The organism is Lacipirellulaceae bacterium (assembly GCA_040218535.1).
Lineage (GTDB): Bacteria > Planctomycetota > Planctomycetia > Pirellulales > Lacipirellulaceae > Adhaeretor.
In genome coordinates this window covers 1-23,734 of the sequence record JAVJRG010000013.1, presented here as the reverse complement: position 1 = coordinate 23,734, position 23,734 = coordinate 1, and the positions used below count along the sequence as shown (strand labels likewise).

Annotated in this window: 20 protein-coding genes; 5 read left to right on the top strand and 15 right to left on the bottom strand. The window is 56.7% G+C overall.

Annotated elements, in window-relative coordinates; genetic code table 11:
- Positions 1-2 precede the first annotated feature (2 nt).
- The 3 genes from RIB44_20525 (at position 3) to RIB44_20515 (ending at position 4,139) form a co-directional block, all read left to right on the top strand.
- Positions 3-1,760 (top strand): glycosyltransferase, encoded by a 1,758-nt coding sequence (locus RIB44_20525; GenBank protein MEQ8618968.1) that lies wholly within the window; start codon positions 3-5, stop codon positions 1,758-1,760.
- 103 nt (positions 1,761-1,863) lie between these two features.
- Complete coding sequence (locus tag RIB44_20520; protein ID MEQ8618967.1) at positions 1,864-3,285, top strand: magnesium chelatase; 1,422 nt, start codon at positions 1,864-1,866, stop codon at positions 3,283-3,285.
- 242 nt (positions 3,286-3,527) lie between these two features.
- Positions 3,528-4,139 (top strand): nitroreductase family protein, encoded by a 612-nt coding sequence (locus RIB44_20515; protein ID MEQ8618966.1) that lies wholly within the window; start codon positions 3,528-3,530, stop codon positions 4,137-4,139.
- Between the two features lie 359 nt (positions 4,140-4,498).
- On the opposite strand, the gene RIB44_20510 is transcribed toward RIB44_20515, so the two are convergent.
- The 3 genes from RIB44_20510 to larB form a co-directional block, all read right to left on the bottom strand.
- Positions 4,499-5,572 carry a class I SAM-dependent methyltransferase gene (locus tag RIB44_20510; GenBank protein MEQ8618965.1) on the bottom strand — a complete coding sequence of 358 codons (1,074 nt, stop codon included), beginning with the start codon at positions 5,570-5,572 and terminating at the stop codon, positions 4,499-4,501.
- Positions 5,573-5,920: 348 nt separating this feature from the next.
- Entirely contained in the window at positions 5,921-6,802 is an 882-nt protein-coding gene (locus tag RIB44_20505) for an NAD(P)H-hydrate dehydratase (GenBank protein ID MEQ8618964.1), read from the bottom strand.
- 11 nt (positions 6,803-6,813) lie between these two features.
- Positions 6,814-7,494 carry a nickel pincer cofactor biosynthesis protein LarB gene (gene larB / locus RIB44_20500; GenBank protein MEQ8618963.1) on the bottom strand — a complete coding sequence of 227 codons (681 nt, stop codon included), beginning with the start codon at positions 7,492-7,494 and terminating at the stop codon, positions 6,814-6,816.
- Between the two features lie 123 nt (positions 7,495-7,617).
- Between larB and RIB44_20495 the strand changes: the two genes are divergently transcribed.
- On the top strand, positions 7,618-8,412 hold the full coding sequence (locus RIB44_20495; protein MEQ8618962.1) for a metallophosphoesterase family protein: 795 nt from the start codon (positions 7,618-7,620) through the stop codon (positions 8,410-8,412).
- Positions 8,413-8,447: 35 nt separating this feature from the next.
- Here RIB44_20495 and RIB44_20490 read toward each other — a convergent pair whose 3' ends face one another.
- The 10 genes from RIB44_20490 to RIB44_20445 form a co-directional block, all read right to left on the bottom strand.
- Positions 8,448-9,275, bottom strand: coding sequence for an AAA family ATPase (locus RIB44_20490; GenBank protein ID MEQ8618961.1), 828 nt, complete (start codon positions 9,273-9,275; stop codon positions 8,448-8,450).
- A gap of 52 nt (positions 9,276-9,327) precedes the next feature.
- Positions 9,328-10,299 (bottom strand): hypothetical protein, encoded by a 972-nt coding sequence (locus tag RIB44_20485; protein MEQ8618960.1) that lies wholly within the window; start codon positions 10,297-10,299, stop codon positions 9,328-9,330.
- Positions 10,300-10,360: 61 nt separating this feature from the next.
- Complete coding sequence (locus RIB44_20480; protein MEQ8618959.1) at positions 10,361-11,083, bottom strand: hypothetical protein; 723 nt, start codon at positions 11,081-11,083, stop codon at positions 10,361-10,363.
- 170 nt (positions 11,084-11,253) lie between these two features.
- Complete coding sequence (locus RIB44_20475) at positions 11,254-13,416, bottom strand: AMP-binding protein (GenBank protein ID MEQ8618958.1); 2,163 nt, start codon at positions 13,414-13,416, stop codon at positions 11,254-11,256.
- A 201-nt stretch (positions 13,417-13,617) separates the two neighbouring features.
- A complete protein-coding gene (locus RIB44_20470) occupies positions 13,618-14,283 on the bottom strand; it encodes a hypothetical protein (GenBank protein ID MEQ8618957.1) in 666 nt (221 codons plus the stop codon).
- An 84-nt stretch (positions 14,284-14,367) separates the two neighbouring features.
- Entirely contained in the window at positions 14,368-14,946 is a 579-nt protein-coding gene (locus RIB44_20465) for a hypothetical protein (protein ID MEQ8618956.1), read from the bottom strand.
- A 186-nt stretch (positions 14,947-15,132) separates the two neighbouring features.
- Positions 15,133-17,580, bottom strand: coding sequence for an ATP-binding protein (locus tag RIB44_20460; GenBank protein MEQ8618955.1), 2,448 nt, complete (start codon positions 17,578-17,580; stop codon positions 15,133-15,135).
- A gap of 40 nt (positions 17,581-17,620) precedes the next feature.
- Entirely contained in the window at positions 17,621-17,995 is a 375-nt protein-coding gene (locus tag RIB44_20455; protein MEQ8618954.1) for a DUF2780 domain-containing protein, read from the bottom strand.
- A 61-nt stretch (positions 17,996-18,056) separates the two neighbouring features.
- Entirely contained in the window at positions 18,057-19,409 is a 1,353-nt protein-coding gene (locus RIB44_20450; GenBank protein MEQ8618953.1) for a hypothetical protein, read from the bottom strand.
- Between the two features lie 173 nt (positions 19,410-19,582).
- Entirely contained in the window at positions 19,583-20,581 is a 999-nt protein-coding gene (locus RIB44_20445) for a sugar phosphate isomerase/epimerase family protein (GenBank protein ID MEQ8618952.1), read from the bottom strand.
- Between the two features lie 174 nt (positions 20,582-20,755).
- Between RIB44_20445 and RIB44_20440 the strand changes: the two genes are divergently transcribed.
- Positions 20,756-21,790: a hypothetical protein gene (locus RIB44_20440; GenBank protein ID MEQ8618951.1), complete on the top strand. Its 1,035-nt coding sequence runs from the start codon at positions 20,756-20,758 to the stop codon at positions 21,788-21,790.
- Positions 21,791-21,892: 102 nt separating this feature from the next.
- Here the strand turns inward: RIB44_20440 and RIB44_20435 are convergent, their stop codons facing one another.
- Together RIB44_20435 and RIB44_20430 are read right to left on the bottom strand one after the other, a co-directional pair.
- Positions 21,893-22,642, bottom strand: a complete 750-nt coding sequence (locus RIB44_20435; GenBank protein MEQ8618950.1) for a sulfite exporter TauE/SafE family protein — start codon at positions 22,640-22,642, stop codon at positions 21,893-21,895.
- A gap of 218 nt (positions 22,643-22,860) precedes the next feature.
- Positions 22,861-23,463, bottom strand: coding sequence for a hypothetical protein (locus tag RIB44_20430; GenBank protein MEQ8618949.1), 603 nt, complete (start codon positions 23,461-23,463; stop codon positions 22,861-22,863).
- Between the last annotated feature and the right edge of the window lie 271 nt (positions 23,464-23,734).

Genomic DNA, 23,734 nt, shown 5'->3' with positions numbered 1-23,734 from the left:
GCATGTCACGATTCATCCTAATTGATCACGGTCTCAAGCGTATGGGAGGACACAACTTCCAGTACGCGCGCGACATGCTGACCGCCGCCGAGAAGCAGGGGCATCATCCGGTACTCGCCACTCATCGATCGCTTTCTCCCGATTCGTTTCCTGTAAGTTGGGAAGTGATTCCGGCATTCGACTATCAAGCACGCAAGGCTCACCAACTAGGTGTGGATGGTCGGAGCCGGTATGCCGTGGATGTTGAAGGTCGCCCCTTGGCTGAGAAGGGACCGCGAATGGTCCTCAGGCCGCTCGAACGCTGGCGGCAGCGGCAGCGGATTGATCAGCTCGAAGCGTTTGTCGCTGGCTGCGAACAGGTTTTTGCAAAGACCGATTGGGATCCTGCGGACCGTGTCTTCTTGCCGACCCTTGGTGAATTCGACCTGTTGGGGCTGATCCGCTTCTTGCGGACCCACCCTGAGAGCGTTCAACTCGACTGGCACATGCAGTTTCACTTCGACGCCTTCAAAGGTCGCGAGACCGAGCACGCCTCGCAGCAGGAACGCCAGCTTCGATTCGATCGGCAAATCAATTTCGCCAAGCAAGCTGTCCCCGACCACAAGTTTCATTTCTACGCCACCACTGAGGCAATGTGCCGCCAGTACAATCGCTTGGGCATCGGCGATTTTCAACATCTGCCCTACCCTGTCGGCGAGGTTTTCCGCAAGCCGAACGAGAAGCCTACCGTGGGGCGGCCGCTAAGAGTTTCGTGTGCCGGGATGGTGCGTCGTGAGAAGTATGGCTACTCACTGACGAACATGCTGAGCGATACGGCAGACCTCTTGCAGCAGGGCGACATGCAACTGGCCGTGCAGATCAACCCGAAGCGAGTCCGTCGTCATCTGGGCAAAGCGGGACTGGCAAGAGCCACGGTTAGTGATTGCTCAGCGGCTGGGGATCGTTCTCCCGTAGTCGTTGTGAAGCATCCCCTTACTTCGGACGAGTACGAAGAGTTTATCCGTGGCTCCGACGTCGGCTTGTTCCTTTACGACAGCGATCGGTACCACTCACGCGCAAGCGGAATCCTCCTCGAGATGCTCAGCGCCGGCGTGCCAGTGATCGTGCCGGGAGGGTGCTGGCTCTCGGAACAAATCCAAGGCGAGCAATATTGCCACGCTCGGCATTTGCTGAAGGAAGCCAAGATCAGTCTCGATGCGAACCTGCCCTCAATCTGGAAAACTCGAGATCATGGCCGGGTTGCTTCAGCGACCGTGGCGATCCCCGAATCCAATTCACCAACAGAACGAAAAGCCGTTCTCTCGTGGAATTGGGACCCTGAACAATTCCAAGGTCAGTACGTGCGGATTACAGTCCGTTCGATTGACGAATCAGGTAACGCGAAGGGAGATCAGCAAGTCTCCCTCTGTGGCGTCGCCCGTGACTCTGCCATTGAGCCGGCGATTCTGATCAACGTGCCCAAAGATGCTTCTTACCTAAACATCGAACTGTCCAATGCGTACGCCAATCGAATGATGGAGCTCGACCATCTCGAACTCAGCTTCATCAACAGCGCGTCCGACGCTCCGACGAGTCGGGTCGGCCTCATTGCTGCCGAGCCGCAACAGATCCCTCTGCTGCTTCGAGAAATGCTGAACCACTACCAGCACTACCGCGATTCGGCTCGAAGCTTCGCCCTCCAATACGGCGAGCAACACGCCCCTGAGCGCACGCTAGAGATTCTCCAGGCGAACACTCACACCACCCGCTTGGCGGCTTAGCCACGAGCAGTGTCAGAAGTGCAGCGCGTTAAGTTGGCAAGCCAGGTTACGGCTCTATAATCGTAACTTCCCCCGCCAACTCCCCTCCGGTACCCCTGGCAGCATGTCCGACACGCCCGATTCCACTCCGCAAGCTTCTACCCTTGCTGAACTCAAAGAAAGCAGCTGGAAAAGTCGCACCGTCAAGCAAGAGATTCACGATAACTTCCTCGAAAAGCTACGTGGTGACGAGCCCCTGTATCCGGGGATTGTTGGCTATGACAGCACGGTCATCCCCGAACTCAACGTCGCTTTGCTCGCTCAGCACGACATGCTTTTCCTCGGCGAAAAAGGCCAAGCGAAGAGCCGACTGATGCGACTGATTGCGGAGTTTCTCGATCCGGCGATTCCCTACATCGATGATCCTGAGATTCCTCTGCACGACGACCCGCTGAATCCAATCACCAGGCGAGGTAAGGAGATCGTTGCCAACCTGCCGCCTGAGGAGATTCGTATCGGCTGGTGGCGCCGGGAAGATCGCTACGCGGAACGGTTAGCTCCCGGCACGAAGTTCGCTGACATCATCGGCGAGATCGACCCCGCGAAACTCGCAGCGGGCGTTAGCATGGGCGCCGAAGGAGCTTTGCACTTCGGTTTGATTCCGCGCATGCACCGTGGCATTTTCGCGATGAACGAACTGCCTGAGCTTGACGAGCTCGTCCAGGTGGGCCTCTTCAACATTCTCGAAGAACGCGACGTCCAGATCCGTGGCTATCCGGTGAAGTTCGATATCGACGTGCTGATCCTCTTCAGCGCCAACCCTGCCACCTACAATCGTAGCGGCAAAGTGATTCCGCAATTGAAGGATCGCATCGGCTCGATGATCCAGACCCACTATCCACTCGAACGCCAATTAGGCGTCGAGATTATGGAGCAAGAAGTTGAGGACGGCAGTAGCAACGAAGTCGTGGTCCCGTACTTCATGAAGGAACTCGTTGAAGAGATCAGCCGCGCTGCTCGCGAGTCAAAGTTCGTCGATCAACAATCGGGTGTCTCGGCAAGGTTATCGCTGGCCAACTATCGCACAATGCTTGCTTCCGCCCGGCATCGTGCGGCTGTACTTGGTGAATCGCCAGCAGTGCCGCGGATCAGCGATCTGGGACATCTGTATGCGTCGTCGCTCGGCAAGCTCGAACTCGACCTCATGGGCACCCACCAAATGAGCGAACGGCAAGTGCTCGACGCTGTGGTTGCCGAAGCGATTTCCACCGTGTTCAACGAGTACGTGGACAAACATGGCTTAGCCGAGATTGCTGAGATCTTTTCCCAGGGCGTCAAGATCGAAGTGGGCGACATGCTCCCTTCAACCCACTACGCTGAGCTAATCCAGCGTGTTCCGCCGGTTTGGGACAAGGCTTTCGAGGTGAATGCGAGCGAAAGCCCCGCTGTGCGAGCTTCCTGCGTGGAGTTCATCCTCGCGGGACTCTACGCGACGGACCGGATCAGCCGAAGCCAGAGCCACGGGCGGATTGTTTACGAAACCTAACTTATTGACGCAAATACGCGAAGAACGCAGAGAAGCGCAAAGTAGAAGTAACCACAGATGAACACGGATAGACACAGATCTCAGTTCTACGGAGTCTGAGGTAAAGCTGACAATCTCCCTATGCTCGATTACTTGTTGTCTACCTATATTGAAACATCTGCGTTCATCTGTGTCGATCTGTGGTTCCAAAAAGTTTCTTTGCTTCCTCTGTGTCTTATCGTCGAATATTAAGGAGTAGAATTTTGTACACCCTCACTGCCATCCAAGAACGCCGTTCGGTCAAGCATTACGACACCTCGTTTGACATGCCTCAAGCAGACATTGATCGCCTGCTCGACCTGGCCCTGCTCTCGCCCACGTCCTTCAACATCCAGAACTGGCGATTCGTACTGATCAAAGATCCTGAGCTGAAGAAGTCCGTCCGGGCCGCGGCTTGGGACCAGGCACAAGTCGAAGAGGCACAACTGACGTTTGTCCTTTGCGGGGACATCAAAGCTTACGGTCGGGAACCTGAACGCTATTGGCAGAATGCTCCTGAAGAAATAGGCAATACGTTGGTTCCGATGATCGGCAACTTCTACAACGGGCGTGAGTCCGTCCAGCGGGACGAGGTGATGCGTTCCTGCGGCATCGCTGCTCAGACGCTGATGCTTGCCGCGAAGGCGATGGGCTACGACTCGTGCCCGATGATCGGCTTTGACCGTGACCGCGTTGCCGAGTTGATCCACCTGCCGGACGATCACGAAATTGCCATGATGCTTGTCATCGGCAAGGCCGCCCAGCCCGCGCGCCCACGAGGAGGGCAACTACCGCGTGAAGAGGTGGTTATCGAGAACTTCTTCCCAGCGGATTGAACCCTCCGGGAATCTCGATCTCTTTCCACACGGCTCGATCTCGTGGACGCGACGGGTGGCTGGACTGTCATCTTTATTTCACCACGGAGATCACAGAGAACACGGAGTTCTTTTTGACAGGATTAACAGGATGCACAGGATTCTGTGAACGAACTTTCGATGTCTATTCCTATAGCAAACTTGGATAGCGAATACTTCACTTAGTTTGTTGTTGCTGTTGCAGCTCTCCATGATCGGCAGAACTGCTTCTAAACTTGTATATCCTTTAAATCCTGTCTAATTCTTCTCCGTGTACTCCGTGCTCTCTGTGGTTAATTCTTTTACGTTTCCATTCTCTGTGTGCTGCGAGTTTTCAAGGATTACTCCTTCTCGCAAACGTAGTAGTAATTCATGTCATCGTGCGGCAGCTCCTCGACCGCGACGTTGCTGAAACCTGCGTGGTCGAGCATGTCGATCGCCAGTTCCTTACCCCACACGGCTCCTAAGCCCGCTCCGCCCGAGGCGAGCGAGACACTCATGCAGTGCATGCAAGAAATCGTGTACAGAAACGTCCCCATGGCGTGGTCTTTGTTTTGGTGGGTATGGCTGGAAGCACCAATGTCTTGCATCAAGAAGACACCGTCCTCGCGTAGCGCCGAGTAGATATTCTCTAACACTCGGCCCGGATCGATCTGATCGTGAACGGCGTCAAATGCCAGCACGAGATCAAACTGGCCACGTGCATTCCAGTCGCCCGCGTCTTGCAGCATGAAGCGGACGTTACTCAAGCCGCGTTCACTCGCTTCGGTCATCGCGGCGGCGATCGCGTCTTCACTAAAGTCGAGCCCGGTGAAGCGGCTGTTGGGAAACAAAGTTGCTAATCTCAGCGCCGCTTCACCGCGCCCACATCCTACGTCGGCCACCTCAATCCCCTCCTCAAGCCGCTGCGTCAGGCCGGGGACGAGCGGCAATATGTGTTCTTCCAGAGCGTTGACGACCGTGTGTTCGCTCTCCTCAGCCATCACTTCGTGAAAGCGTCGGTAAGCCGAGTACGGCACGCCCTGTCCATGCTTGAACGCTTCGGCCACCAAGTCCTCAGCACTCCCCAGCAAACCAATCCATTGAGCGAGCGAGGCATAGTTATCTCCCAACCCGCCCCGCGTCAGCCAATGGGCGTGCCGGGGTGGAAGGCGATAGGTATTCGCCTCGGCATCCAACTCAACAATCCCGCCGGTGAACATCGCGCCGAGCCACTCGCGAACATAGCGTTCGTTCAGCTTGGCTCGCCTAGCGATCTCTTCGCTGGTGGCTGACTCCATTGCCGCCATCGTGTCGAGCAATCCCGTGCGATGCCCAAGCGAAAGCATCAACATCAGACTGGCCTCGTTCATCGCTTGGTCCATGCGGCTCGCGAATGCGCTGAGCTGCTCGCTCTTGGTTGCTACCGTACACATCTGTTTCTCTCCTCAGTTCCGTAAGTCGTCGCTTGCAGGCACGACGCTAGGAAGAGTAAGCAGGAACGATGCCAAACGGCTGCTTCGCGGATTCAAGTCACTCGATGAATTCGCGAAGTTCCACGATTTACCGAGAAAACAAGCGCTAACCAGGATCAAATTGTCTGCTGGAAAGCCACGAAACAGGGTGATGCTCGATCGAGACGGTCGTCTCATAGCGAGATAATCGAGGATTCAAAATTTCGCCGCGGTGCTTGCACCGCGCTCTTTCAGGTTGAATGATCGTGAGAAGTCAATCTACAACTTCGCGGCGCAAGCACCGCGGCGAAATAGAGAGATTGCGAGTACCTAGAGCGAAAGAAACGCCCCAGGCAGAAAATCCAAGAGATCGCTTGAAACCAACGACAACTGCCCCAGTTTCTCTGCCGCCTGGTCTCCTGCCTTGCCGTGGACATGCACGGCAAGTCGCGCTGCCTCGAAGGAAGGCATCCCCTGGGCGGCTAAACCCGCGATCACGCCCGTCAAACAGTCACCGGTGCCGCCGGTAGCCATTCCTGGGTTCCCCGTGTCGTTGACGGCGTACTCGTCTCCGCGGGCAATGACGGTTCGATGACCCTTGAGAACAACGGTTGTTTGCCCAGAGGAATCTCGGGACGCGAAGTCCGACGCCTTTCGAGCCCGTTCTTCCTCGGACGTCGGAGACTCTTCGCCGAGCAGACGCGCGAACTCTCCCGGATGTGGCGTCAGGAACCGTGGCCCGGCGGGGTTTTCAAGAATCTGTGGTGATCGCTCGACTAGCTTCGCTAAAGCGTTAAGCCCGTCGGCATCGACAACCAGTGGACACGGTACGTCGCAATACAGTTGGCCAACCAACTCCGTTGACCCTTCAGTAATACCCAAGCCAGGGCCGATCGCCCAAGCATCGTATTGATTGCGGACCGAAGAGAGCTCAATAACGTTGCCCAAATCCACGATGCCGTACTCGTCTTCGAGCAGCGGAATCGTCGTGTAGCACGGTGAATAGCTCGCAACCGTATCCTGAACGCCAACGGGTGTGGCTACGGTTACCAGTCCGGCTCCGCTACGCAATGCCGCCATTCCCGTCAGCCCCGCCGCCCCCGCCATTCCTCGCGAACCGGCGATCACCAACACCCGACCATAGTCGCCCTTGTGGCTATCGGTGTCACGCTCTGGCAGTTGAGGCAGCGGTTGTTCCGTTAGATTTTGCATGAGTTTGCTGCCTAACGAGAGTGCTTTTGGGTGGCCACGAGCCCGGCCAGGTAACCTGCCTTGAAGCCCGCGTCGATGTTCACCACGGCCACGTTACTTGCACAGCTGTTAAGCATCGAGAGCAATGCCGAAAGCCCGCCGAAGTTCGCACCGTAGCCCACACTCGTTGGCACGGCAAACACGGGGCAAGCAACATATCCGCCAACGACGCTGGGCAGCGCTCCCTCCATTCCAGCGACCACAACGAGGGCGTCTGAGTCGGCAAACTCCGGTAGTCGCTCCGGCAAGCGATGCGGCCCGGCCACGCCAACATCGTGAATGATGCTCGCTTCAACGCCCATCCACAACAGGGTTTCGCGAGCCTCTTCGGCGACGGGTAAGTCGCTCGTCCCGGCAGAAATCACCGCGACTTTTCCTAATGGCTTGTCGTTCGCGGACTCGAGACTCACGCGAATCGTTCTGGCAGTTTCGTTGTAGGTGGCGTCGGGAATTAGCTTCTGCAGCTCTTTCGCCTTGGCCGGGTCAACTCTTGTCGCGAGAACGCTTTCTCCACGCTCAAGTAGGAGCGTCGCGATTTCTGCAATGGTCTCAGCCGGCTTTCCTTCTCCATAGATGACCTCAGGAAAACCGCAGCGGCGGGCACGGTCGAGATCGATCGACGCGGTTGCGATTTTTTGAGTCTTCGAGTCCATGCAGCGATTGTAGCGACAAACCTTACCCGCGAGCTACTGTGTGAATGATCGAACTGACCGATGACGGTGAAAACGACTACAATATTCTCTAAACCCCAACACTCCAACATTCTTCTCCTAGCCGTGCCCGAATCCCCAACACGAATCGCCCTCTTCGGCGGCGTCTACAGCAACTATCTGGCTCTCGAAGCAGCTCTTGCTGATGCCGACAAGCGGGGCGTTGATGAGATTCACTGCCTAGGCGACTTCGGAGCGTTCGGTCCTCATCCTGATCGAACGCTCGAAATCCTCAGAGATAGAAACGTTATCTGCCTGCAAGGGAACTACGACGATTCGATCGGCAACGAGCTGGAAGACTGCCAGTGCGGCTACACCGATCCGCGGGACAATTACTTTGCGCAGCTAAGCTACGACTACACGTTGGCCAATACGTCGTCGGAACACAGGGCCTGGATGCGCGCGCTTCCTCCGACTCGACGATTGGAAATAGCCGGTCGCACTGCCCTGCTCTGCCACGGCAGCCCACGCCGCGTCAACGAGTTCCTTTGGGAAAGCACTACCAGCACGCACTTTCTTGACTCGCTCGCAGCCGAACACAAGGCTGATCTCATCCTGGCTACCCATACGGGCATCAAGTGGCAGCGTGAATTAGCCGGCGGTAAGCACTTCGTAAACGTCGGCGTACTCGGACGCCCCGAAAACGATGGCCAGACGAACGTCTGGTACACGCTTCTCGTAATCAGCAGCGAAGAGGTGAGAGTCGAATTCGTCTCCATCGAATACGATCACCGACGGCTTGCGCAAGAAATGCGAGCAGAGCAATTGCCCGAGGAGTTCGTCGAAGCGATTCTCACCGGCTGGTGGACGACGTGCTTGGAGGTTTTACCAAGCAAGGAGCGAAGGCGGGGAAAACACTAGCCGCTTGCGGCTTAGCCGCTAAATAGTGGTGACGGCTAAGCCGCGAGCGGCGTGACGCCCACCAACTCGTCCCGCACTGATTGAAGCGTCTCCGCGTCGATCGTTGGCTGCTCATTAGCAAAGCCCACCAGCAATGCAAGGTCGCAAAGGCGATTAATCCTCCGCGGCAGCCCGCCCGTCAGTTGATGTGCCGCCAGCAAAGCATCCACGTCGAAGATTTCGCGTGTCGCACCGGCAGTTTTTAGGCGGTGCTCAATGTATTGGCAGGTGTCTTCAGCATCCAAAGGTTGCAGAGTCGCCTTGGAGTCGAGTCGTTCTTCGAGTGCTCCGAAACGAGCAATCGCTGGCAGTAAGCTTGGTTGCCCGACGAGCAACAATGTAAACAAAGGCTGTCCCGCATCGTTTAGATTCAGTAGTAACCGAAGTGGTTCTAGCAGCCCTGTATCTTCGAGGAGGTGGGCCTCATCCACGACAACCACTGCGTGACGCTCTTGCTGGGCGTTGTTTTTCAGGACGAATTGCAAACGGCGCAGGCTTTCTTCGACGGTGTAACGGGGTTCCGCAGCCGGCGGTGCCCCAAGTTGCTCCGCCAAGTAGACGAGCAAATCGCGTTCAGTCATCTGTGGAAAGACCACTTCGACAAACGGACGATTCGATTCACCCGCTTGTTGCTTGAGCACCGAGATGAGCTGTGTCTTGCCAACCCCGGCTGGACCGGCAAGCAGGCCCGCGGCTCGACGGCTACCGAGCAAGTAACGCAGCTTGTGAAGCGTCGCCTGATGAGCAGCACAGGAGAAGTAGAAACTCTCGTCGTACCGTGCTTCAAAAGGCTTTGCCGCAAGTTGCCAGTAGTCAGTGTACATGGGTGTTCGTCCGCCAGGGGGTGTCGCTTATTGTGCGTTGAGGAGTTCAGTGTCAACCCGCAGCGGCAAGTGGGATGCGAGCCGGCTCGTTCTCAAGCGTACCGAGGGTGACAGCGGCAATGCTTGGCGCGAGCCGATCGTAGTTCCCCGCACTGGCGACCGTCGCTTGAGCATCGTCCGTGACCAACAGGGCCGCATCAAGGCGACACTGCCTAGCAATCGTCTCCGCGAAGCCCGCTTGTTGGGCGTTTGAAAGTGAACCAAGATCGATCAACACAAGGTCGTAGTGGTAGCGGAGCACTCCGGCGGTAACCGATGAGTGGATCGAATCCAAGTGCCCCGCGGCACGAAGCCCGCCGCGCACCAATGGCAGGAGTGCAATCGAATCTTTCAGCGAGCCGACGACCGCTTCGGCGAGCGATGAATCTCCCGAGAGAACTTGCTCCCATCCCAGATCAACTTCCAGCCCGAGGTGAGTTGCAAGTCCCGGTGCACGGAAGTTACCATCGACAATCGCGACCGACTTGCCAGCCGCTGCCAGACTCCGGGCAACACAAAGCAACATGGTTGTGCAGCCAACCCCTTCGTTCGTTCCCGCAATCCCCACGACGGTTCGGCCTTCGTCAGTCGCCTTGTAAAGAGCCTCGTGAAGTTGCTTCCAGTAGGGAGCTCCCACGGCTGTCAGCTCGTTGCAAACGTCCGACCAGGCGAACGCATCCACTTCAAGGCCCGGCTGGAATTTCGCTTCGACGGTTGTTGGTGCTGGGGTGAATGCCGAGAGCGGTTTTCGTTCGATGGGCGCAGTGGGCGTTTCAGAGAGTGGCAAGCTGGCAGGAAATGGAATCGATGGCTGCCGATCCGGTGGCAGTTCGGCTTGCTCTGTTACAGGCAAAAAAGGACGCGTGAATGCTTGGCCAAGTGGTTCTGTGTCGTGGACGGCACCTGGAAGCCTATCGAGCGACGCCGGCGGCGGATCGTTTCGGTCATCATACGCGCGAATAAATGCTTGATCGACGTTGTTCATTTTAGGATTCGCCGTTACTTCTCTTAGCCTGGTGCTTTGTTTAGCCTAGTGCTTAGTCCGCTCAGCGTGTTTCTTGCGTGGGTCTTTTCGCCATGTTCGTTTCGCTGTGGATCGCACTGAGGTAATCCGAGGCAAACCCGGTTGAGTGGTAACCACCTTCTGCGGGTGCCAACAGCGGCGGTGCTTGGCTTGAGTCCGGCAGGGCGTCTAACTGTTGAGGCTTCTGCTCCGCGGCGAAACGATCGAGTGGAACTTCATCCGAGCAGACGGGTTCCACGGAGTCAGATTCGTCCAAGTTGCACGATCCCGAAGGGGATTCCGTAGAATTAGAAACCCACTGCGGCTGATTCTTTCCCTGGCTGCTAAAGGCAAACGAGGTGGGATCATATCCGCCCGGCTGATCGCCTGTCGAATTGATCCACATCAGCAACCCACCCGCGACAAGCAGCGTGGCAGCCATAACGAACCCCGAGTGTGGGGCGATCGCTTCGTGGAATCGAAACAGTCGGCTTGCAAGCGTGACTTTGTGGTCAGGCTCCTGTATACGCTTCGAAACGAAATCACTTTGTTTTCGCGGTGGGAGCTTAACCTCCGCTTGCGGTTTCGCCGCCGCCGCTTCAACCAAAGGAGCGATTTCCACCGGTGGTAATTCAAAGGCAGCGACCAAAGTCTGGGATTTCGCGGGCTCAGCGGCACCTACACGTGGCAAGCGAGCCAGTACAGGTAGCGTCCGTGCGGGCGAAATCCCAGCGGTAACCGTGGCTGTTGTCGATCGTGGTTTCAAGATGAGCTTTCCCGTGTAGCTTTTGCTAGCACTGTCCGCGCGTACTAAAAGCGCGGCTCACCTTGTGAGTATCGGTAACGATTGTTCCGGTCTTGAGGGTTGCCGAAGGTAAGTGGCTGGGGCTTCCAGCCACAGCGAAAGAAAACTGGGGCAAGATGCCCCAGCCACGTTTAGCTAGCAGCCGAAAGATCGGCAGCCGGTTGGGGCACAGCTTGCAATTGTTCTGCCAGGAACTGCGAGAGCGTCGCTGGCGTAGGATAGCTCCACGCGGCATCGGGTGGCAATTGAAGATTCAGAGCCTGCTCGAACTCCAGGCTCAACTCAATAGACGTCATCGAGTCAATGCCGAGCTCAGAAAACGGTGTGTCGCCCGAGATGGTCGCAGTGTTGTTCTCAACCTTGGTCGCTAGTAACGCTAGCATCCAGCGTTCGACGGCAGCCGCCAATTCGGTTGCCTCCATGCCGGAGACGTTATCCAAAAAGTCGGGAGCTGGAACTGCGGTTGGTGGAGTGATGCCGAGAGGAGATTCAAGCGACGCTTCCGTCGAGCTCTCCAATACTGGCTGCTTCCAATAAGCCAGAACGCTCAACTCGCCCGCCTCGTAGAGGTCGCGACAGCGACTTCGCTGGACTTTCCCACTGGTCGTGAGCGGCAGGCTTGCCGGCTTGATGAGGACGATGGCTTGTGGGTTGATCTCGTGTTGATCGACGATCGCCGACCGGACGGCTTGCACCGCTTCGTCCAAGTTGCCACGACGATGCTCGCGATGCACCTGATGGACGACTACCAACTGCTCCCCACCCTCGGCTTCCACGCTGAACGCGGCTCCCATATCAATCGCCAAGTGGGCTTCTTGCGCTGATCGTTCAATGTCTTGAGGATAGTGGTTGCGGCCGCGAATGATGATGACGTCTTTCGTGCGCCCGGTGACGTAGAGTTCCGGTTCTCCAGGCTCGTCGTCGATGAATCCAAGGTCACCTGTCCGCATGAAGCGATTCTGCCCCTCGATGCCATTTGCTAAAGTCGCGGCGAAGGTCGGGCAGTCTGCTGACGCTTGCTGCCAATAGCCAGTAGCGACCGATTCGCCACGGACCCATACTTCGCCGATTTCCCCCGGAGCACAAGTCTTTTGGGTGGCCGCATCGACGATCAGCACTTCCTGACCGCCTAGCACACGACCGCAACTGACGAGCGTCTTGGCTTTCGCAGGGCTAGGAATCGAGCCATTTGATTCAACGCGGACGACTCGCTTCTGGGTGAGTTCTTCGCGGTCAAGATAAACGATTCCTGGCTGTTTCTCCCGGTATCCACCGGTCACCATTAGCGTTGATTCTGCCAGCCCGTAGCAGGGATAGAACGCTTCACGACGAAAACCGTGTGGCTCAAACGCTTCGGCAAATCGGTTGAGCGTCGCCGGATCCACGGGTTCCGCTCCGCAGAAGGCCAGCTCCCAACCACTGAGATCAAGTCCGGCTCGTTGCTCCGGAGTGGTCTTCTCGACGCACAAGTCGTACGCAAAGTTCGGCGCACCACTGATTGAAGCGCCGGTGTTGCTCATCGCTTCGAGCCAAGTGATTGGGCTTCGCAGAAAAGCTGCCGGTGCCATCAGCGAGCTATCGCCACCGACAAAAATCGGTGTGAGAACGCCGCCGATCAGTCCCATGTCGTGATAAGCAGGCAGCCAGAAGGCTCCTCGAGTGGCGGGGCCTTCGGGTTGGTACTCGATCCCGAATCCTTGGCAGATTGAAGCCAGGTTGTGCATGACGTTGCCATGTGAAACAACAACGCCCCGGGGCTGCGAGGTGGAGCCGGAAGTGTATTGCAAAAAGGCCGCGTCGGTGGGTTGCGGCGCGAACGGCTCAAACGATTCGCCCGTTTCGACAGGTACTGCGTCGGTGGCTAGCCACTCGAGTTCGCGGACGGCAGTTGATTGCTCTTCGAGCTTGAGCAGACTCAGCGTGTCCGCTGTCGTTAGCGCTGCCTTGGGAGCACAGTCGGCGGCGATCGCATCGAGTCGCGGTAACGGGCGACGCGGTTTGGGGTACGTTGCAGGAACGGGCAACAACCCGGCGTAGAGCGTTCCGAAGAAGCCCGCAATAAACTCCAACCCGGGTGGGTAAACGAGTAGAACCCGTTCACCAGGGCTGTAAGCTGCTTGCAGCTTAGCCCCAATACCCTTGGCACTTTTATGAAGCTGCTTGAAAGTCCACGTCGTTTCATTTCCCGAGTCGTCGGTGAAGCGAAACGCGATCCGCTCAGGGCATACTTCCGCACGCGCCGAAAGAAGTTGCGTGAGTGTAGTTGGCGTGTTCTGGGGGCTGGCCGTGGGCATGACGTTGTCTCGAGCTGCAGGTACCGAGTCAACCGTTGTGATCACCCGGACAGTGGGTCAGTGTTCACAACGGCCGCAGCTTGCGGGAATTCGCAAGCTACTAGAGTAAGCGTTGGCCACGGTGATTTGCAACGTACTCGATTAGCAACTCGTAGAGAAAAGGCAAAGTAGTGGCTCAAACCGCCAATATAACGCTTTGCTTCATTCTTCTAAAGGAGATTGCTCGGTCTGAACGGCCTCAGGTTCTAGCCTGTTCGGCTTCTCTTTCGCCTCCTCTGTCGTTGGTTTTGGCTGGCCCTTTTGAGGCAAACCCTTCTGAGGCAGCGGTGTGAAACGCTGTCCGGGGGCACCGAAGTAATTCTGATTGTTCACCGAGACGATTCCGACAACTCCAGCTTGCCCGGTCCGTTCGTCACGTGCCATTCCGCTGCCAAGTCGAATGAGCGGGTTCATATTCCTTTTATTCGCGACCACACGAGCATCCTCGCAGACAACGCTTTTCACATAGAGCTGGTCATTAGTCACGCCACAGAACTCGTTTCCTTGGTTGTCCCTTAGTACTAGGACACCCAGGCTGCGCTCGGCAGCTGGCTGGGTCACCGCTGCCCCCAATTCTACCAAATGCAATTTTGGATTATCGGGCGCATGCACAACGACATGCTGGCAAGAAATTCCTGTCTGACTTGTTACCTCCCCAGCGAGTAACGAAGTGAACTGCCCCCCCTCGCGGCAGATAATCTTGTCGGCAACCAGTGTCTCGCACCTGACGTCCTTAGTTGCCACATGCCGAAACAGTTTGTCACGGATCGCGGCTCCCAAAGCAAAGAATAATAGTGGGTAAACAATCCAGCGTTCGCGTTCGCTCATAGTTGGCAGTGGGCAGAAGGCAGTGGGCAGTAAGAATTCTGAGCCGAGAAGCGTAAGCTCTCGGGTTGGAGCTCTCGGAGTTTTTCAATCTTGCGAATCGTCAGTCGCTGAGACGTTTTTAGTTTTGGCTTGCTGACCCTTGCGAACAAAGTACAGCCTCCCAACTTGGCGGTCGGCTCCTTCTTCATTCAAAGCGAAGCCCGTGAGTTTCTCTTCTTCGAGTTCGGGAATAATTTCGAAACGTCGCAGAACCTTGGAGGGTTGCGTCTCAGTCGCCGGTTCCTCGTTAGTTGGCGGCTGCTTCGTTTCGGTAATGAACTCAACGAGAATATTCGCCGGCGTCTGTTCAAGAACGCGCCACTTGGCAACGACCTTGTCACTTTGGCCGTCCATCGTCACTTCGACTTGCGAATCGGTGAACTTCATCCCGACCTGCGCGTCGTAGCTTTGCCAATCGGTGAGTTTCACCTCTTGCTTCGTCGCGTTCTCAGACTGCGTGACCGGCTGGCCTGCGTCTTTGGTGGCTGCTTTCTTTGGAGGTTTGGGCGTCCCCACCCACTCCCCTTGCAACTGACCAACGATACCTTGCTGGCAGCCAGCGGAGAACAGCACCAAAAGCGAAAAACAAAGTAATAAGCGGGTTATAGAGGTTCGAGTCGACACGGCACTATCAGAATTGGCATGGGATTCAAAAGGCTACGAACGCTCAAGAATTATAGCCCAGCCTGCCCGGTTCCGCTGGAGGGTATTCCGGAACCACGAATTAAACGAATATCTAGCTTACTCGGCTAGCCGAGTAAGCGATGCAACCAAAATTCGTGTTATTCGTTTAATTCGTGGTTTGAAAGATCAATAGGCCGCTGTCGCTCGTCCGTCTTGGTGCTTCCAAAACGGCAACCAAACCAGCGTCAACTTATCCACGCTGATGTCGCTTTTGCGTGGACCGATCTCGATCTTTTCGATTGGAAGCCGATTCGGTTGATATTCAATGTCAAGATCTTCGAGCGCGACACGCTCTTGTTGCTTGAGGTCTTCGAACTCTTCTTCTTCCTCGGCAAGTTTCTGTTCCGCGCGATTCGCTTGCGAGCGCTCCCGCATCGTCTGCGTCGTCGTGCCGCCGCTGATCCTGCGTGACTTGGAGCCGGTCAATGCCGAAGCGATCATCATGAGGGCGTTGATCAGCCAAGGAAATAGCCGCGCCCAGAACTGTGACTTTTGCTCCTCCAGGTAGCTTCTCGCCTTTTCGACGCGGGCCTCCTGTCGCTGAATCTTCGTGGCGAATTTTTCACGCACCATTTCTTTCTCTGCGTCCCGTTGTTCGCGCGCTTGCTGCGTGATGCGAATGCGAAAGTCCGCTTCCGTTTCGCCGGATTCGCTCCGCACATCCAGCGGTTCGCATTCAAACGTCACGTAACGCTCGGTCTGATAGAGATGATCTTTGAGGTCGCGTTCCCAGCCTCGGTAATTCTTCTCCTGCGACATTTCGCTAGGCAAGTCGTCAAAAGCAGCGTCGGCAACCGGTTCCGCTTCGAGTCGCGGACGTTGCTCGTAAACGATGGCCGAATCCCAAACCCGGCGAGGAAGCTCTTCGTGCACCGTGAGCAGTGCGGCAAAGTCTTGCCAGTGGTCGACATCGGCGGCGGACTTAACGAAGTGCATTTGGCCAACGCCCAACAGCCCCGGTTGATAGAAGAGTGTCGCCCCTTCGGGTCGGCGGTCGTTGATCTCGTAGAATTCCTGATCAATGTCGGCACTAATCACCGGGCGTGACGACTTGGCACGGGCGGCTGCCTTTGTTGTCTGCTGTACTTCCTCCGACGAGGGCTCAGCCGCAGCTTGCAACTCGGCGAGCTTTGCTTTCGCGTCTGCCATCAGCTTGCTGATCTGATTCCGCGTGAGAGGGCCGCTCAAAAAAGACATCGCCCAACGCGTGTGAAACACGGTCGGCGCGTTCTCATGCACGTTGTTCATGAGGAACACACGGCTGCCGAGTGCCGCAAGCATTGCTTCCATCTTGCCACGGTCAAACTTCGCCCCCGCTTGGGCGGATGCCCCTTCTAGGCCTTCCATCACTCGCGATTTATCACGCTCGGTCTGCAACCGGCCGAGCAACCAAGTCCCCGCATTGGAGAGTCCCTTGTAGTCAAGGTCCACCGGATTCTGTGTCGCCAGAACGCATCCTACGCCGAACGCTCGTGCTTGTTTCAGCAACGTGAGCATCGGTTTCTTGCTCGGCGGATTGGCTGTCGGTGGGAAGTAGCCGTATACCTCGTCCATGTACAGTAGCGCACGCAGGCTGCCGACGCCGGGCTGCGAACGCATCCAACTGAGCATCTCGTTCAGCAGGATCGTGACGAAGAACATTCGCTCCGAATCGTTTAAGTGAGCGATCGACAGAATCGAAAGCTTCGGTTTTCCTTTGTCGGTGTAGAGCAGTTTCTGAATGTCGAGCGCTTCCCCTTCGAGCCAACTGGCGAACGAAGGAGAGGCGAGCAGATTGTTCAGCTGCATCCCCAATTCAAGTCGATCGTCCGCTGGGAAGAATGTTTCTAGGTCGACCACGCCCACTCGCTTGAATGGCGGCTGCTGAATTTCTTGAATCAACTGCGGCAGGTCGAGATTCCGCCCTTCTTGCCAGGCGTGACTTAAAACATTGGACAGCAGAATATGCTCGCGACTTTTCACCGGATCGGCATCAATCCCCAGCAACGCCAACACGCCTGAGGCCGCCGATTGAACCCGATCGCGAAATGCATCCCCATCGTCCAGCACTGCCTGTGGCGGCGCGTTGAACGATTTAAGAATTGTCAACGGTACGCCAGCGCTACTGCCCGGCGTGTAGATGACTTTCTCGACCGACTCGTTGTATCGGCGGATCCGCTCCCCATCCTGCCCCCACTTGGCGAGGCCATTCTTCCACAACTCAGCAAAGTTCTCCGCAAGCTGCTCGCGGGTGATTCCCTTCTGCGACGCGACGCTTTCATCCACCCAAGGTTCAAAGTCAGCGGGTTTCAGCTCTGGGAAAGTCAGCAGTAAGTTGCCCAAGTCCCCCTTCGGATCGATGGCAATAGCTGGAACCCCGTCGAGCCCCGCTTCCTCAAGCAGCGACAGGCAGAGCCCCGTCTTTCCGCTGCCGGTCATTCCCACACAGACGGCGTGCGTGGTCAGGTCCTTGCTGTCGTAGAGGACGTCCGTGTCGGAAGTCTGGCCGGTCGAAAGATCGTGCTTGCGACCGAGATAGAACTCGCCGAGTTTCTCAGTGACGCGTGTGTCAGTCGGATTCGCGTTCGTTGTCATTCGTCAGAAGTTGCAGAAAAGAAAGAGTAGTCGGTGGCTACTAGTTTAACGCTTTTTCAAACACCCGTAGAGCCTGTTGATCGAGCTTGTTGGCAAGAAACTCACGCAAGGCTTCGGTGAATGTACCGATCAGGTTGTTGGTAAGCCCCAACGCCTCGAAGACGGGCTTTATGGAGCGTAGCTTTCCCAGCCCACCACACCACCGGCTAAGCGTCGACAGCCAGACGGGAACTTGAGGGTCGAATACGGGCGACTTAGCCACCAGATCGGAGAAGCCGGGAATCGCATCGGCTAGTGTCTCTAACTCGTTGCGTTCAAGTTGCTCCGAAACAACGATTAGAATCGCCCCCACACCGCCCGCAGCTTGCTCGTCGGTGACTTGTAGGTGCTTGGAAAGTGAATGAACCAGGTGCATGTAGCTCGGGCCTCCAGGCCTGAGTCAGTGTGTTATCTTTCTCACAAGCGGAAACGTCGCCCTACTCAGGCTCGGAAGCCAGAGTTGCTAAAAACTCCCCGTACTCACGATCGAGCGTTTCGAACGAAACGCCGGCGACTCGTTCCAAAGTATTAGGTTCGTCTCGCCCAGCATAGATGCTTGCTAACAATTCGCGAAACACCGGTCGATATTTTCCCTCTTCGTACTCCAAGAAAAAAGTCGCCAAGCCCGCAGACTGACTGTAAAGTTGCGGCAAGTCTTTCCGACTCTGCAAGTCGACCATTCCTAACGCGGAAAGTTCACGCAACGGCACATAGTACTTGTCAACGAGACGCCGATGCTGAGCAGCCGGGAGGCGACCTGCGTCGGGGCTGCCGAGTGAGAATGAGTTTGTGGCATTTCCCAAACCCTCCGCGCCAGACGTAGCTCGCGGGCTAGTCTCGCTTCTCGCCTCTTGCCTCCCGCCCCTCATGAGCGACTCAAAATAACAGGCCACGCCCTCAACGGCCCACGCATTCGCGAGCCTCGCGAACTGCTTGTTCGCTTTCTTCGACTCGAAGAAGAATTGGTGAACCGCTTCGTGATAAATGGTCCCTGCGTCTTGATCCTCACCCGCGAAGAAGTGCAATTCCCGTTCGCGATCAAAATAGATTCCAAGGGTCATCTCGATCTGCTGCTGGCGACGTCGTAGTGCCGCGTTGTACTCGTCGCGAGTTGCATGATAGATCACCCGGAAGGGCTTGCGGCGATAGCCCGTCGGCTGCTTACCGTCGAGCCGTGCCTGCAACTCTCGTGCACTCACATCGAATTCGCCAAAGAGTTGCCGCCAAATCTGGTGAAGCGTTTCCAATCGTATCGCCAATTCGATAGAGGACGCACGGCTATGATTCGTCGTGATGTGAAAATGATCCGTGCGAACCGTCCAGCCCCGTTTAATGGTCGCGTGCCGCTCGGCGTCTTCCTCCTTCGTGATCCACTTTTTCCCCCAAGGTCGCTCACCCGCTTCCCAACGCGAAACATCTTCGGCCTTCACCCAGCCGAAATCCTGGTGCCAGACGTTGCCACGCTCGAGCATGAGTGCTGCGTAACCGCCACACCAATGCTCCGTTCCGGCCGGCGAAGAGACACGCTGGTAGCCAAGCAGACGGCGGGCCGTCGCGTTGTTAGGATCGAGAACCAAGACATCCGTGGCTAGCCGGATCGCCTCGGAGACCTGTTCCTCGGCGAGCAACGCAGGCAGCTCGGCGAGTAGCGCTTCAGCTTTGGACGCGTCGCCTACTTGCTTTGTGGCAGATACCTGCGTGTAAATGTCCGCCGCGACATGAAGCCGTGTTTCCGCCTGACACAAGGAAGTGCACAGCACGAAGAGCGGCAAAAGCAAAAGACGGAGCACGATTAGCATACACTATTATACCATGCCCTTTCGGCGTAGAAGACACCAGAACAGCCGCGACCTAACAGGTCGCCGGGGTTCTGCGAGTAATTCACCGGCGACCTGTTAGGTCGCGGCTGGCTGGAACTCCACTAACAGAAAGCTGAAGGCTGATAGCTGACAGCCGATAGCTCCTAATCATCAGCAAACGCAGCATCAAACGCCACATTGCTCGGCGCAAAGTCGAGTTTGCGGACGAACTCCGCCGCTTCAGCCGCTCCGTGCGCACGGTCCATGCCGATGTCTTCCCATTCGACTGACAGCGGACCTTGGTAGTTGATGGCGTTGAGCGCTCGGATGATTTCCTCGAAGTTCACCCCGCCGCGACCCGGCGAGCGGAAGTCCCAGCCGCGACGAGCGTCGCCGAAGTTCAAGTGACTCGCCAAGATGCCGCTGCGTCCGTCGAGCGTGACGATCGCGTCTTTGATATGCACGTGATATATGCGGTCAGGAAACGCACGGATGAACTCGACCGGATCGACGCCCTGCCAAATGAGATGGCTCGGATCGAAGTTGAACCCGAACTCCTCACGGTGACCAATGGCTTCCAGGGCCCGAGCCGCGCTATGCAGGTCAAAGGCGATCTCCGTTGGATGAACTTCCAAGGCGAACCGCACACCGCACTCGCCGAAGACATCGAGAATCGGATTCCAGCGATCCGCAAACTGCTGGAACCCGGCATCGATCATCTCTTCGGGCACGGGAGGAAAGGAGTACAGCAGCGGCCAGATGCTTGAGCCCGTAAAGCCGTTGACCACACCGACGCCAAACTTCTTCGCCATCCGAGCGGTGTTCTTGACGTCTTCAGCGGCTCGCTCGCTCACTCCCGCTGGGTCGCCATCACCCCACACGTAGGGTGGCAGGATGGACTGATGACGGGAGTCGATGTTGTCACACACCGCTTGCCCAACAAGATGCGTACTGATTGCGTGACATTGCAGTCCGTGCTTTTGCAGGAGCTCGTGCTTCGCGTCGCAGTAGCCGTCCTCAGCAACCGCTTTATCAACTTCAAAGTGGTCGCCCCAACAGGCCAGCTCCAGCCCGTCGTAACCAAAGCCCTTCGCCATACCGGCCAATTCATCCAACGAAAGATCGGCCCACTGACCAGTGAACAAAGTGACGGGACGCGCCATGGCAGAAAACTCCTGAAAGGAAAAGTGTCGGTTATTGTTTCAACTATTTATGACCCGTATTGTCGTGAATTTGACTTGGCTGACAACCAGTAGCTCAGGCCTGGAGGCCCGAGCTACGGTCCCAGAGCATGCTACAATTTACAGTCCCGCGAAATCCAATAGCGAGCTTGCATAGTGCGTCCATTCACTATCACGATTCTACTTCTCCTCCCCTGCCCTGCCCTCGCGGCATTGCCGATCGAGTTGGAGGTCGCTGCGGATTCCCCAGAAGCGATGCAGCGATGGTCGCGCATCTTGGGCGAGTGCGATTTGGCCCGTGTCCGGATTCGTGGAGCAAAACGAGGGGACCAGATTGGCATCCGTACGATCGACACCGGGCGTTCCAAACGGTACGTCATCACCGCGGCACTCGACGCCCGCGATCGGTTAATTCTGCCGGGCGGAAAGTTCACCGATGGCCAAGTCGTTGCCCTGAAAAAGTTCTTTCAAGAGTTGCCGCTCAACACCGAACACAACGCCGTCGAACGCGGACGCTTCGGGCTCACGGCTCAGCAGTTCAAACGCGTGTTCGAATCGTTCTCGCAGCCGGTATTGAATTCTTCAGAGGAGACGAAGCCCGCAGCTTTCTTTTCTTCGCTCACGCGACAAACACGCCTCCCGATTGAGGGCGACTTTTTCGCGGAGGAACGGCTAAGCGACAAGTCGCCAGAGAAGAATACGAAATCAGAGCTGACTCTGGGCACCACGCTTGCGATGTTCTTGCGAACGCACGGTCATGCGATGGTCCCTGAACAGCCCCGTGGGGGACAACTTCAACTTCGCATCTTTGACCTTCCCACCGATCAGCGAGAGTTAGAACAATGGCCTGTCGGCTGGCTCAGCGAAGCCCCGCCACGGCAACTTGCGCCGAATCTCTATCGAGCCACCACCATCGAAATCAGCGGCTTCTCCCTCGAAGAAGCCCTGCGAGCCCTTGAACCGGCTGCCGGTTTGCCGCTGGTGTACGACCAATACATTCTCGACCGAAAGAAGATCGACCCGACGAAAGTCCAGGTGAAGGTCGCCCGCAAGAAGATGTTCATCAAACGCGGCATCGACCTCGTCCTCCGCCAAGCACGCCTCACTGGCGAAGTCCGTGTCGACGAAAACGGCCAGCCGTTCTACTGGATCACCCAGTTCGGGAAGGACAGCCCGAGGGCGACGAAATGACCAATGTCCAAATCCAAATGACCAAGGCAGGTATGCCTATCGCTTGCGTTTGGTCATTTAGGTTTGGTCGTTTGTCATTCACCGAGATGTTCTTGATCAATTCTAGGAAGTTAGTAACTTCACCCCCGTCGCCACCATCACGACGAGCAAGAACGCCAGCACCAGCCGCTCGCCCTTTTTCATCGCCAGTTTCGCCCCGACGATGCCGCCGGCTAAATTTCCCGCGGCCATGATCAATCCGGGCCGCCAAGCGACCTGGTCGTGATAAACGAAGACGCCTAGCGCGGCCACCGTGATGATCAGTCCCACCGCGTTCTTCACGGCGTTTGCGTTTACCAACTCACGGGCGTGGAATAGCCCGATCCCTAGCAGCAGCAACAGCCCCGTGCCTGCTTGAATGAAGCCTACGTAGAGACCGATCACGAAGAACAGAAGGGCTTCAAGCCACGGCGACTCGTAGGCTTCGCGGTCCGCAGCCGTCAGCAACTGCGGCTTCCGCCACACGACCAACGCCATCAACAAGAAGAGCACGCCGAAGATCTTCTTAAACAAAAACGGATCGAGCGTCGCCGCGATCCACGCCCCAGGAATTGACCCCAACACCACCGGCAACGCTAACCGCCATGTGAGTTGCCGATCCCAATGTCCCGCCTTCCGAAAAGTCGTCGTTGCCGAAAGATTCGATACTAAAACAGCAACCCGATTTGTCCCGTTGGCGAGCTTCGGTTCTAGCCCTCCAAAAAACATCAAAGCCGGCAGCGTCAGAAACGAACCGCCACCAGCAATCGTATTAATCACGCCCGCAGCAAAGCCGACCGGTATAAGCAGAAGTTCCCAGTGCCAAGGTTGCATACTAGTCGGTATTTGGAGCCTCGCGTGGAGGCGCAGAGTTACAGAGAACTAGTTTAGATAGGTCATTATGTCATTTCGACCGAGCGACAGCGACCGAGAAATCGGGAAGAAATCTGGTTCGTACTCTTGTTGGTCTTCTAGCCGGATTCCTCGGTCGGTGAGCCTCCCTTCGGAATGACACGTGCTACACTGCGACTCCGCGTGAGACTTCAACTCCGCTACTCCTCAGGCACCGCCAACAGCTCACACTCTTTCAGCCGCGTTCCCAAGAGCTGCCCCGCCATGTCAGGGTCGGCAATTCGTCCAGAGACGACAACCCTCTGACCCGGTTTCAACTGCGCCAGTTGCCGTTTCGCCAACGCGGAAAAATGGCACAACGCCGGCGTCGGTTTCAACGGGTCGACACCTTCCCGCGCCTTCTCGTCCTCAAACATCACCAGGATGTAAGCGCTGTCGCCACTGACCTCGCCGTACTTGATCGCGTTGTACTGATCGAACACGCCTAGCCAGGTGACCCGCGTGCCGACTTCGTCACCGAAGATCGCCTGCCGTTGCTCGACGCTGAACTTGTCGCGCACTGCCGCTTGCCAGTCGGCGAAGCTGATCGGACTTTCGGCGAGCAACTTCTGATAGTCGGGTCGCGTGTCGGTAGAAATCGGCTGCGGCACAGGTGAGGGAGGCGACGGAGGATTCACCGGATCAGGCCCCGGACCAAAGTGCCCCAACGCCCAAGTCGTAACGCATGCCAACAGGGTGCCGACAATTCCCATCGCCCCGGTAATAACCGCCGCCCGGGTGCCATCGCTCATTTCTTTGCCCATGCTCGTCCTACCCTTGAAGGAACCAGAGATTTTTCGCACGAAGCGTACGAAAACTTCCTCCAAATGCAAAGCTGAATTTGCGACTATCCACTGCTAGCACCCCATCGAGCCGCGGGGAATTGAACCACGGTCTAGAGCGTGTTACATCTATTCGTAGCGGTACCCACAATGTCGAAAGTAGTTTCGGATCTCGGTTTCGGTGAAGAGTTCGAGGACTTGTCCGCAGAGTTCAACGAGCCTTTCTTGGGTTCTTCGTGCGCCGTCTCGTAGC